The following is a 12,250-nucleotide window of genomic DNA, read 5'->3' as shown; positions in this document are numbered from 1 at the left end:
GCCTTCCCTATTCTCATTAAATACCGCTTTTGGATAATACGTTGAATTGTGCTAAATTAGCTAAATAGATAATTTTAATATGCAAGTAGAGTCTATAGCCAAAGCATTAGGTGATGAATCGAGGAGAAAGATTGTGGAGCTTTTGAAGGAAGGTGAGCTGCCTGCTAGTACCATTTTTGAACAATTCAACTATGCTGCACCTACCATTTCCAGGCACTTATCTGTGCTCAAAGAAGCTGGTTTAGTTAGCACCCGCCGGAACGGTGTATTCATCTATTATTCCTTAGAAAAGGAAGCCTTACATGTCATACAAAACTGGTTAGCTCCTCTCCTAGGCACTGCCATAGAAAAGCCCAAATCTGCCCCAAGAGAGCGAAGCCAAAGACCAAAAATCAAAACTGAAAGTAATCCCTTTGAGAAATTTCAAAGCGAATTTTAATCTTAGAATAATACTAATTTAATGAAACGATTTGTCATCATCATTCGGGGACCAGTAGCAGGAATTTCAGGTGAAAATTCACTCGCCACAGAAGAGGAATTAGAGCAAATTAGAACCTGGCTGAAAGGATTAAAATCTAGTTATGAGGACATGTTGTATCAGAAATTTTCAGGTCAACAACTACACCTCACGGCAGCTGGAAAATTGGATTCAAAATTGATCAATCAAATTGACGGTGGAGAAATTTCCCAGATTGTTACTCTCATATTATCCGACTGGGAAGAAGCCCAGAGAATTGCTAACAGTTTTCCCTTTGTTAGCCCTTTTTACAGTATAGAATTACGTGAAATGGCTTAATAGCACAAAAAATACCCTATACGCAACGTATAGGGCATTTTTAATATAAATCGCTGAGAATCGCGTATTTAAGAGCTAATTACAGATTAATTTCTCCTACCATATTCTCAGGGCGAACCCACTCATCAAACTCTTCGGCACTTAAATAACCCAAGGAAATCGCTGTTTCCTTCAACGTAGAGCCATTTTTATGCGCAGTTTGAGCAATTTCAGCCGCTTTATAATAACCAATCTTCGTATTCAATGCAGTAACTAGCATCAATGAATTATTCACGTGCTTTTGAATGTTCTCCTTCAATGGTTCGATACCCACAGCACACTTGTCGTTGAATGCAACGCAAACATCTCCTATCAATCGAGCTGAATGTAGGAAATTATAAATCATCACAGGCTTGAACACGTTCAACTCAAAATGACCTGAAGCTCCACCAATATTGATGGCCACATCATTCCCTAATACCTGAGCTGCCACCATCGTCATAGCTTCACACTGAGTTGGGTTTACTTTACCTGGCATGATAGAAGAACCTGGTTCATTATCTGGAATATAAATCTCTCCAATTCCTGAACGAGGGCCAGAAGATAACATACGTACATCGTTACCTATCTTCATTAGACTCACAGCAACTGTTTTTAAAGCTCCGTGCGCTTCTACTATGGCATCATGTGCCGCCAAGGCTTCAAACTTGTTTTCAGCCGTTCTGAATGGCAATCCAGTCAGCGTAGCAATGTGCTTCGCCACGTTCTCAGAATAGCCTGCTGGAGTATTGATTCCCGTTCCTACTGCTGTTCCACCCAAAGCTAATTCGCTCAAGTGATCTAAGGTATTATTGATGGCCTTTAAACCATGGTTCAACTGAGATACATATCCCGAAAACTCTTGTCCTAAAGTCAATGGGGTGGCGTCCATAAAGTGAGTACGTCCAATCTTCACCACATCCTTAAATGCTTTCGCTTTAGCGGCTAAGGTATCACGTAATTTAGTGATGCCCGGAATAGTCGTTTCCATCAAAATTTGATAGGCGGCAATGTGCATAGCCGTTGGGAAAGTGTCATTCGATGACTGGGATTTATTTACATCGTCGTTGGGATGTACCACTTTCTTCTCATCCATCAAATTTCCACCTTGCAAAACATGCGCTCGGTAGGCTATTACCTCATTGCAATTCATATTGGATTGCGTACCTGAACCTGTTTGCCAAACGACCAATGGGAATTGATCTGCCCATTGACCTTCCAAAATTTCATCACAAACTTTGGCAATAAGATCTTTTTTAGATTCATCCAAAACCCCAGCTTCGAAATTCGTGATTGCAGCTGCTTTTTTCAAGTAAGCAAATGCACGAATAATCTCTTTAGGCATTTTATTGATGTCTTGAGCAATGGGAAAATTCTCAATGGAACGTTGGGTTTGTGCACCCCAATACACGTGTGCAGGTACTTTCACCTGACCCATCGTATCTTTTTCTATTCTGTACTCCATAAGGTAGCTTTGTGTTAAATTTGTAAGGAAAAAACAAAAATACCACCAAATCAAACAAGTCGCACACCTTTTTAAAATAAATAGCTAACATGATCACCATTTACGGAATACCAGCTTGCAATACCATGAAAAAGGCCTTTGATTTTTTAATAAATCAAGGCGTTTCTTACGAATTTCATGATTACAAAAAGAAAGGCATCTCCCCTGAAACGCTGTCTCTCTTTTTAGAAAAACTTGGCCCAGCCACGGTATTAAATAAAAATGGAAGTACGTATAAGCAATTAGATGATGTCACTAAAAAAAGCTTAGAAAATCCAGATAGCCTTTTTGAATTTCTTCAACAAAAAACATCTGCTATCAAAAGACCCATTTTAGTCGATGGAGAAAGAATTTTAGCAGGATTTGACGAAGAAAAAATGCATGCTTGGTTAAGTAAATAATGTGCTATAAATAGCTTAACCACCACATTTCTTTGTGATCTAACTTATATTGATCAAACTTCTTACATAGTGGGTATAATCCCAGTATCAGGGCGATCCATATGACATAAACAACCCACAAGCTAAACCCATATCCCTGCAAATTAGGTTCAAATCCAATCCAAGTAGATAAAATCATCTTTTGCCAACCAAATCCTGAAAGCTCAGCAAAAAGCAAGGCAATTAAGTGAATAACATAGATATGAAGGATATAATAGAAAAAAGGTACACGACCAAAGGTGCAAAAAAAGTCAACTACCTTTCCTTTCCATTTTTCCGAGTATGCCAAAAACAAGAAACTTGCTCCCAAAGTCATCAACAAGTACTGTAAAGATGGTGGGTATTTAGAAGGATTAAAAAATGAAATCAAGTCTTGTGATAAGGTTGAATACTGCTGAAATGGATTCGGATCCCCATACCAATTAGTCCAACGAAGTATCACAAATAGTACGATGGAAATGATGCCCAAAAAAGTAAAATAAACCTTCCGTTTTTGAGCATCTACAGTTGATTGATAGGCACTTCCTATACAATATCCCAATGCCATAACGCCTATCCAAGGAATAAGGGGATACACGACCATCAATTGAATTTGAGAAGATATCGTATAAAATTGTTGTTCATGTAAAATGGACCAAATCACACTTCCTGGAAAATGCAGGTTATCTAAAAGATTGTGAAATAGAATAAGCGATAAACTAATTAGCCCAATATAGAAAGTTGGCAAATGGATAAGAGCCGCTAAGACCAACATACTTATCCCAAGTGACCAAATAACGGAGAGAGCATATACTGGGAAATGGACGTTAAAATACCAACCAAATCCGATAATAATCAATTCTGCAAATACGAGCCAGAATCCTCTTTTGATTAGAAATACTGACAATTTTCCTTTTGTTTTTCGCTTACTCAACATATAAGCTGAAAGACCAGCCAAAAAGCTGAATGCAGGAGCACAAAAATGCGTAATCCATCGAGTGAAAAACAACATTAAGTTACTCTGAGTAGGATCTGCTGGATCAAACACAAACGCATCATAATGAAAGTAGTCTCTAACATGGTCAAGAGCCATAATTACCATGACTAAACCTTTTAATAAATCAATGGACGCAATTCTGGTAGTTGTTGGCTTTGTCATAATTTGAGAAGGTTTGAGAGGTAGAAGACATTTCAAACTTAACCATACTAAGAAGGTATAAATACACCGAGAAATGAAATGACAATGTAAGAATTAATTTTAAATACTAATTATTTATCAAAAGTATTTCAATATCAAACCATTACAAACACCCAAACATTGCTCTCCTTAACAATCTACAACAACCGATACTCCTCAGATAAATTTGTTCGTATTAAGGCTTATTCACCTGATTGGAATCCATCGAATTCAAAACGGGTAAATGTAAATGAAATCGGAAGGCAAGTATTCTCACGGTAATGACAACAGATGCAGCAATTAACTCCGTTATTGGAACGGAGAAGTCGAAATATTGACAAGCGAAATAGACCAATCCACCAGCAACACATGCCAGCGCATAAATATCCTTTCTTAATAAGAGTGGGACTTCATTCAATAAAACATCTCTCAACAAGCCCCCTACTGAACCTGTGATGGTTCCCATGACAATACATACCCAAAAAGGTAAATGAGCGTCCATGGATTTGCTTATACCTACAATGGTAACTAGGCCTAAACCAATCGCATCAAAAAGAAACAAGGTATTCCACCATTTGACCAATTGACTTTTCAGAAGTAGCACAGCCAACAAAGCAATAGCAGTTGTCAAAAAATAACGCCCATCCAGCATCCAAAAAGGTCGAATACCCAATAATAAATCGCGGACTGTTCCTCCACCTATTGCGGTAACGAGCCCAATGATATAGGCTCCGAACCAGTCTATTTGCTTCCCTGAAGCCAATCGAATACCACTGACAGCAAAGGCAAATGTTCCAATGAAATCGATCAAGATGGTGAAATAATTATCCAATAAACAACGATTATGGTGAGCAAATTGAATGCCCAAATTACATAGGATTCCTGTAAAAAAAATATTCTAATGGCATATAAATTAACAGGGGAGAAAAGATAATCTTCCCTTCCGAACTAGAAATTCTCACTTTGATAATTTACTCCGCCGTAGTAGGGTCAATGATGGTGAAGACCTCGCTTACCAAATTAGCTGGAAAGCCTCCCATGCGGGCGTGCTCAAGAATCATTTCAGGATTGGGAGCTTTGTAGACACAATATATCTTATCATTGGTTACATAACTCTGTAACCATTTAATTTCTGGGCCCATATTATTCAATACACTACAGGATGTTTGTGAAATGGATTTCAATTGATCGTTGGTAAGATTTCCTGCTCCAGGAATTTCTCTTTCAATGAGGTAAGTTGCCATGATGAATGATGATAGAACATGTGGCCTACTCTATTCGGTTTTCGGCATTCCCGTAATATTTTAACATATATACTTAATATTCAATGATTTACAATGGAATTTAAAATTCTTTTTGAGAATAAGTAAATAGGGAACCATACTTCGCTCCACTCAACAATTACATGCTAACAAATTGACCTTAACTACATTATTTACTGACTAAATGGTATACCGCTTATAAGTTTCGCTACATATAAACAAAAAAGCGCGAAGGAACTCCTCTGCGCTTTTCAAAATTGAGTCAAATATTAAATGAATTAAAAAATGCTATTAATTAAATGCTAGTATAAATAATTAATTACCCTTTATAAAACACCCATTTACTAATTTCTTTCCAAGTCATTTTTTTGCCATACATCAAAATACCTACTCGATATATACGAGAAGATAACCAACTGCAAGCCAAGAATCCTCCCACTAATAAGATCATAGAAAGTACAATCTCCCAAGCTGGAACTCCATAAGGTAAACGAACCATCATATTGATGGGTGATGTAAATGGTATAATTGAGGCCCAAAATGCAATATTACTATCGGGATCTTGCATGGTAAACTGAGCCAAAATGAAAGCTAAAATAATAGGAATCATCACAGGAAATGTGAATTGTTGGGCCTCTGCTGCACTTTCTACAGCTGAGCCAATGGCCGCAAATAAAGAGCTATAAAGTAAATACCCAAACAAAAAGTAGAAGAAGAAAGAGCCTAAAATCAAAGGGATATTAGTACTTTCAATCACTTTGTTTAATTCTTCCATAGGCTGTGTGCTCGACTCAGCCTTGGCAACACTTTTCTTCAACTCTTCAGAATGGCTAGAATTAGCAACTGTAGCCATTCTAGAAGGGGCATTGTACAACTTACTTGTAGCTGTGGATAAGCCCACTGTTAATACAATCCAGAGCAAAAACTGGGTCAATCCCACCATACCTACTCCCAATATCTTACCCAACATTAATTGGTATGGCTTAATAGATGAAATAATAACTTCAATAATCCGGCTACTCTTCTCTTCTATAACCCCATTCATCACCTGAGAGCCGTAAAGTAATAAGGTTAAGTACAATAAAAAGCCTAAGATGGCTGCCAGAATCATGGCTCCACCCGAACTAGAAGTCGTCTCGGCACCTTGCTTAGAAACAGTAATGGTATCACTGGAGATGTCTACTTGAGTTTCCTTGTATTTTACCGTTGAAATACCCGCATTACGTAGCAAAATCTCTCGTACTTTATCTTGAACCATTCGCTCAATATCATTCTTCAATGACAAGCTCAAATTCTTCTCTGAATAAATTTTCAGGCCTTGAGGGTTCTTTAAAATATCCACTGGAATGGCCGCAAAAGCATCAAAACCTTGTTTATCAAAGGTTTTCTTAATTTGGGAAACATCCCCCTTCAATAATTGAAAAGCGATTTCTTTATCTGCCAAATCTTTTTGCTCAAATAATCCACTTCCGTCCCAAATAGCTACTTGTTTTACTTCTTTGTCGCGCGTAGCCAACCAAATAGGGACTGCATAAATAGCTGTTAATAACAATGGGGCTACTAAGGAGGCTATCCAAAAAGATTTCTTGCTTACTCGAGTCAAGTACTCCCTTTTTATAACTAATAATATCTTGTTCATGTTGATTCGATTAATTGGTTTCGTTGACTACTTGAATGAATATATCATTGAAAGAAGGTATCAATTCTTGAAATTTTTGAACCTGCACTTGATTGATCAATTGACCTAACAATTGATTAGGACTAGCTCCTTCTTGTAATTTAAAAATACCTTTCTTGGAAACTTGATCTCCTGACATTTCTAAACTAACCAAATCCACTCCTTGCAATTCCTGAGTCAAATTACCTTCAAATAACACCTCAAATTGATGAGCTTTGAATCGATTGCGAACTTCATTTTTTTCACCGGTTAAAACCACTTTAGAATGATTTATCAAAGCAATGGAGTCGCATAATTCTTCCACCGACTCCATACGATGAGTAGAGAACAAAATACTGGTTCCTCGATCTTTCAAGGCCAAAATTTCATCTTTCAACATATTGGCATTGATTGGATCAAAACCAGAAAATGGCTCATCTAAAATCAATAATTTAGGCTCATGAACGACCGTCGATATAAACTGAGTCTTCTGCTGCATTCCTTTGGATAAATCATCCACCTGCTTATCCCACCAATCTTTAATATCCAATCGAATAAACCAATCCTTCAAGCGTGTGATTGATTCTTGCCTAGAGAGGCCTTTTAACTGTGCTAGATAAATCAACTGCTCCCCTACCTTCATCTTCTTGTACAGACCTCGCTCTTCGGGTAAATAGCCAATTTGCTCCACGTGCTTGGATGACAACTTTTCTCCATCAAAAAGGATTTGACCTTCATCAGGAGCTGTAATCTGAGTAATGATACGAATTAATGACGTTTTGCCTGCACCATTGGGACCTAATAAACCAAAGATCTTGCCTTTAGGTATTTCGAGACTTACCCGATCTAAGGCCACATGGCTGGAATAACGTTTAACAACGTCTTGAATAGATAATATCATGTTAGGGTATGTTAAATTTCATCTAAAATAAAAAATGCGTTCATCCCATTTGTGTAAAAATGGATGAACGCAAAATATAAGGGATAAACGAAATAGCTTTATTTAGCTGCGACAGTTCTCTTTTTTCGTACTGGACTTGGAGAGGCCGTTTTTGATTTCGCAATTGATTTTTTGGGGCTAGCCGTTGCACTTGGGGACACCTCTGCACTTGCTATTTTAGTGCCTTTGGTGAGTAGGGCAATTTGCTTATCTTTAGCAGCTTTTTTGGCTAATTTATCTTTCTTTTTAGCCTCTTTTTCCAATTGTTTTTTTGCTTTCTTAGCTTCCTTCTCTTTCAATTCCGCCAAGGCTTTCACTTGTTGGTCTTTCAATTTCTGGAATTTTTTAACTATGATTGCAATGGCCTTATCTGCAGTATTGACCATTTTTTTAGCATTTTTATCATTTAGGCCACTTAATTTTGGCAAAATAGATAGTGCTAGTTGTTCGATTAATGTTTTGTCAGCTTTGCTCATACATGTTTATTACTATAGGCCTAAATCTAGAAAAGATTTACAGGAATAAAAATTTATTTGTGTTAAGTTTTTGTGCAAAAAGATAAATAAGAATGAATCTTATTTAAACTGGGTTTTTGAGACAAAATCCCAAACCACAATTCCTAAGCTGACAGATACATTAAGCGAATGCTTGGTGCCAAATTGGGGAATCTCTAGGCAGGTATCGCTGACGGCGATCCATTCATCTTGAACACCGAAGACTTCATTCCCAAAAACAAAGGCGTATTTCTCACCAGCAACAGGGGTGAAATCTTGCAGCGATTGAGATGCTTCCACTTGCTCTACCGAAACAATATTAAATCCTTGGGCCTGTAATAGTGAGATGCAATCAGCTGCCGAAGCGCAATATTCCCAATCAACTGATTCATCCGCCCCTAAAGCTGTTTTAGTGATTTCTCGATGTGGAGGCTGGGCACTGATGCCACAAAGGTAAATTTTCTCACAACGAAAGGCATCTGCCGTTCGAAAGGCAGAGCCAATATTATTCATGCTACGAATGTCATCCATGACAAGCACATAAGGGAATTTCTCCAAAGCTTTAAAAGCAGGAACATCGAGCCGATTGAGCTCGTCCATGGATAACTTCTTAGACATACTTTCTTCGAATTAATTAGGCAATCCAAGTAAATGGATAAGCTAATTCCGGAATTTTGATACGATCAGCCAAACGCTCAAGTCGAGCTGGCAAAGCAGCTACATAATCCCTCGCCTTTTCAGCAGCATCATTCAAGCCTGTGATTTTCTCTACTTCCCAGTCTTGGATTAACCCTTGCATGATGGTCACGTAATCTTGCGTTGTATATACTCCTATACGTTGTGCTGCATCAGAAAAATGTTCAAATAAAGAACTTTTTTGACCATTGATCTCTCTCAAGAAATGAGCAGGCATGACGATTTTTTTCTTCATCATATCAGCAAAAGCCAACATCATTTCAGAAGGATCTAATTTGAAAATTTCACTCACAAATCGACGATATGCTTTGGCATGACGTAATTCATCAGCGGCAATTTGAGCGCACATACGAGATAACTGAGGGTTACCGTGCTGCTTAGCCAATGAGGCTGTTCTACGATGTGAAATATTGGTGGCCATCTCTTGGAAAGAGGTGTACACAAAGTTTCTATATGGATCTGAAGATGTACCAATATCAAATCCATCTGAAATTAAATATTGAGTAGAAACGGCCATAGCACGCATATCTACTTTACCTGATAGATACAAATATGTACTTAACAAATTACCATGACGGTTTTCTTCAGCTGTCCAGCTACGAATCCATTGAACCCAACCTTGACCTTGATCCTCCACTTGATTCACCGAATCCATCGCCATTAACCACGATTCATAAGTAGGCAAAGCTTCCTCTGTAATCGTATCTCCAATCAATACTGCCCAATAATCATAAGGTAGCTCCTGAGCAGCTTCTTGCAATAATTTTACCTCATTCAAAAAGTTTTCTTTCGTTGAATCAGGTAACATATCAGAAGGCTGCCAATTGGAATCAATTGGATTCAAATACTCCTGGACATAAGCGTCCATGTTTTTGGCAAGTTCAGACATGACCTCCACACGATTAGCAAATTGAGACATGAGATGTGTTTAGTTTGAATTATTAAATTAAACGAAGATACGAAAATAATATGTGCGAATGAACCTTATTTCACCTCCCAAATCGTAATTTGTTTTAAATCTAATTTACCTTTCTCCGAAAAAACAGAAAGATTTTCCTTAATAGAATGAGGGAATCGAAGCGATGAAATAGCCACAGTGCCCTCCTGAGCCAATAGCTCAAGTATTGAATGGTCGACCAATACACGAACATGTTTTGCCTTTCCTTCAACCCATGGAGCAGCATCCAATTTGAAAAAACCAGGACTTAGAATCTTCCCAGAATGAGAACGGTCGATGAACCATTGTTTTTTATTCTCATCAAAAGCGACCACCGTATACTCTTTCGGATTATCCACCGATTGCCACTTTAATCCCCAACGATCGGCATTCGTAGACTCTACTTCTAGATCAATCAGATACGATTTTCCTTGTAACATCTTCATCCCATTCAAGATTTTAGGCTTAGAAATAGAAATGTCCTTTGCCTGAAAAGTAGGTTCAAGTGAACTATAATCTGGTTGAAAATCTTGTTTCAATCTCAAGCCTTCATGGGTATCGACTAAACTCAGCTTTCTAACCGACGACATCTGGCCTTTCCAAGGAAAAGTTGGTTGCTCTTTGGCATATTGCCAGCTCAGTGCCCATCCTAGCCACATAACTTCATTAGGGGCCGTGTTATAAAATGGAATAGCTGCATAAAAATCTTTACCATAATCAACAAATAATTTGGTATCACTCGTGTTTTCATTGATAAAGGTCTTTCCATTGAATTCGCCCACAAAATATTGCATTCCCACAAAACCCTTTTGCACACCTTGAGAGGAGTTAAACAATACCCATTTACTCTCCTTTTCTCGGCCTTCAATGGGTAATTCAACCAAAGAAGGACATTCCCAAATCATTTCTAATTCCCCTTGATTACTGAATTCACTCAATAAATCCCATTTCAATAAATTCTTAGATCCATAAAATTGAACAGAACGATCCAAGGGTTTTGCCACTGACATAATAAACTGCTTACTAGAATGATGCCAGATGATATTGGGGTCTCGGAAATTCAATAATTGAATATCTAAAATCGGATTTTGATCGTATTTATTCCATGTCAAACCATCATCATTGGAATAAGCGAGATGTTGTTCTTGTTTTTTATTGGGATAATCGGCCGTATAGATGGCAACTAATAGATCTTTGCTAGCATCTCCCAGACCCGACACATGGTCTTTATCCCAAACCACACAACCAGAAAAAATAAATTCTTCTCCATGTGGAATAGCCAGAGGAAGCTCTTCCCAGTGCCATAAATCTTTGCTTCGGGCATGTCCCCAGCTCATGTTCCCCCAGTCATTCCCCTTGGGGTTATGCTGAAAAAACAAGTGATAATATCCTTTAAAATAGATCAATCCGTTGGGATCATTCGTCCAGTTCTTTTTCGGAGAAAAGTGAATGGATGGCCGCCAATATTCAGTAGGGCTTTGAGCTGAAATAGTCAAAGAAATGAGCATCAATAAGCTAACTAATATGCTAGGAAGCGGAATACTTTTGGAAAGAATTTTCATGAGCGTCAATACGTAAAAAGTAAGCATTACATAATGCTGGACTAAACCAATCCCCTAAGTTATAATAAGTAGCATCAGTTCCTAATTCCCAAGCAACAGGATGATGCCGATGGCCAAAGATATAACTCGATGATACTTGTTGTTTACTGAGGTCTTTTTGAAATTGCTCTTGAACGAATTGAAGAATATAATCTGTTTCTGGATGAAAGGGTACAGCTCCTTGTGTAATGGCATTCGTCTTTCGGGTGTTAGACCAAGCATGTGCTAATCGAATTCCAAGATCTGGATGCAGCCAACGAAACATAAACTGGGCAAGCTTATTGGTGAATACTTGCTTCAAAGCCTTGTATCCATAATCCCCTGGCCCCAAACCATCCCCATGACCAATGAATATGGATTTGTTTGAACCATCGCTAAAGGCTAGCTGGAAACGCTCAGGATGGCGATAAATCTTGGCTGCTAATTCTTCTTGGAAATAATCATACATCCACAAATCATGATTACCTACAAAAATATGTAATTCAATACCAGCATCGCTTAACTCTGCCAATTTGCCTAAAAAACGAACAAATCCTTTTGGAACAGCTTTTCGATATTCAAACCAAAAATCAAACAAATCCCCTAACAAAAATAAAGCTTGAGCATCCTGTTTGACTTGATCCAACCAATCCAATAAATAAGCCTCCCTCTCCCTACTTTCCTTTTCATTGGGAAAACCCAAATGGAAATCAGAGGCGAAATAAACTTTTTTACTGGCTTCTACCTGAATATGTTTCATAAAAAAAGGG

14 protein-coding genes are annotated in these 12,250 nt (G+C 38.0%); 3 read left to right on the top strand and 11 right to left on the bottom strand.

All coding sequences use genetic code 11. The annotated features are described in order from the left end of the window. The first annotated feature begins 79 nt into the window (after positions 1–79). Complete coding sequence (locus tag EWU22_RS06925) at positions 80–439, top strand: ArsR/SmtB family transcription factor (RefSeq protein WP_130924973.1); 360 nt, start codon at positions 80–82, stop codon at positions 437–439. 21 nt (positions 440–460) lie between these two features. Then, complete coding sequence (locus EWU22_RS06920; protein WP_109322592.1) at positions 461–796, top strand: hypothetical protein; 336 nt, start codon at positions 461–463, stop codon at positions 794–796. Between the two features lie 79 nt (positions 797–875). On the opposite strand, the gene fumC is transcribed toward EWU22_RS06920, so the two are convergent. Continuing rightward, positions 876–2,279, bottom strand: coding sequence for a class II fumarate hydratase (fumC, locus tag EWU22_RS06915; RefSeq protein WP_109322591.1), 1,404 nt, complete (start codon positions 2,277–2,279; stop codon positions 876–878). Positions 2,280–2,368: 89 nt separating this feature from the next. On the opposite strand from fumC, the gene EWU22_RS06910 reads away from it, so the two are divergent. Then, positions 2,369–2,719, top strand: coding sequence for a Spx/MgsR family RNA polymerase-binding regulatory protein (locus EWU22_RS06910; protein WP_130924972.1), 351 nt, complete (start codon positions 2,369–2,371; stop codon positions 2,717–2,719). Positions 2,720–2,723: 4 nt separating this feature from the next. On the opposite strand, the gene EWU22_RS06905 is transcribed toward EWU22_RS06910, so the two are convergent. The 10 genes from EWU22_RS06905 to EWU22_RS06860 all read right to left on the bottom strand — a co-directional run bounded on the left by EWU22_RS06905 (position 2,724) and on the right by EWU22_RS06860 (position 12,240). Then, positions 2,724–3,896, bottom strand: coding sequence for a DUF1624 domain-containing protein (locus EWU22_RS06905; protein WP_130924971.1), 1,173 nt, complete (start codon positions 3,894–3,896; stop codon positions 2,724–2,726). Positions 3,897–4,110: 214 nt separating this feature from the next. Then, positions 4,111–4,782: a trimeric intracellular cation channel family protein gene (locus EWU22_RS06900; protein WP_231962806.1), complete on the bottom strand. Its 672-nt coding sequence runs from the start codon at positions 4,780–4,782 to the stop codon at positions 4,111–4,113. Positions 4,783–4,885: 103 nt separating this feature from the next. Beyond that, positions 4,886–5,158: a DUF4242 domain-containing protein gene (locus tag EWU22_RS06895; RefSeq protein WP_130924970.1), complete on the bottom strand. Its 273-nt coding sequence runs from the start codon at positions 5,156–5,158 to the stop codon at positions 4,886–4,888. A 337-nt stretch (positions 5,159–5,495) separates the two neighbouring features. Beyond that, positions 5,496–6,815, bottom strand: coding sequence for an ABC transporter permease (locus EWU22_RS06890; protein ID WP_130924969.1), 1,320 nt, complete (start codon positions 6,813–6,815; stop codon positions 5,496–5,498). Positions 6,816–6,825: 10 nt separating this feature from the next. Continuing rightward, positions 6,826–7,734, bottom strand: a complete 909-nt coding sequence (locus tag EWU22_RS06885; protein WP_130924968.1) for an ABC transporter ATP-binding protein — start codon at positions 7,732–7,734, stop codon at positions 6,826–6,828. Between the two features lie 98 nt (positions 7,735–7,832). Then, positions 7,833–8,249 (bottom strand): hypothetical protein, encoded by a 417-nt coding sequence (locus tag EWU22_RS06880; RefSeq protein ID WP_130924967.1) that lies wholly within the window; start codon positions 8,247–8,249, stop codon positions 7,833–7,835. A 99-nt stretch (positions 8,250–8,348) separates the two neighbouring features. Further along, entirely contained in the window at positions 8,349–8,885 is a 537-nt protein-coding gene (locus tag EWU22_RS06875; RefSeq protein WP_231962803.1) for a TrmH family RNA methyltransferase, read from the bottom strand. A gap of 16 nt (positions 8,886–8,901) precedes the next feature. Further along, the gene (locus tag EWU22_RS06870) at positions 8,902–9,882 is read right to left on the bottom strand and encodes an acyl-ACP desaturase (RefSeq protein ID WP_226998282.1); all 981 of its coding nucleotides are present in this window, start codon (positions 9,880–9,882) and stop codon (positions 8,902–8,904) included. 65 nt (positions 9,883–9,947) lie between these two features. Then, entirely contained in the window at positions 9,948–11,462 is a 1,515-nt protein-coding gene (locus EWU22_RS06865; protein ID WP_161566806.1) for a glycoside hydrolase family 32 protein, read from the bottom strand. Further along, a complete protein-coding gene (locus tag EWU22_RS06860; RefSeq protein WP_231962800.1) occupies positions 11,428–12,240 on the bottom strand; it encodes a UDP-2,3-diacylglucosamine diphosphatase in 813 nt (270 codons plus the stop codon). The genes EWU22_RS06865 and EWU22_RS06860 overlap by 35 nt, the downstream gene beginning before the upstream one ends. Positions 12,241–12,250: the final 10 nt, after the last annotated feature.

The sequence above is a fragment of the Aquirufa nivalisilvae genome, assembly GCF_004307455.1.
GTDB classification, from domain to species: Bacteria; Bacteroidota; Bacteroidia; order Cytophagales; family Spirosomataceae; genus Aquirufa; species Aquirufa nivalisilvae.
This window is presented reverse-complemented; position numbering and strand designations above follow the sequence as displayed.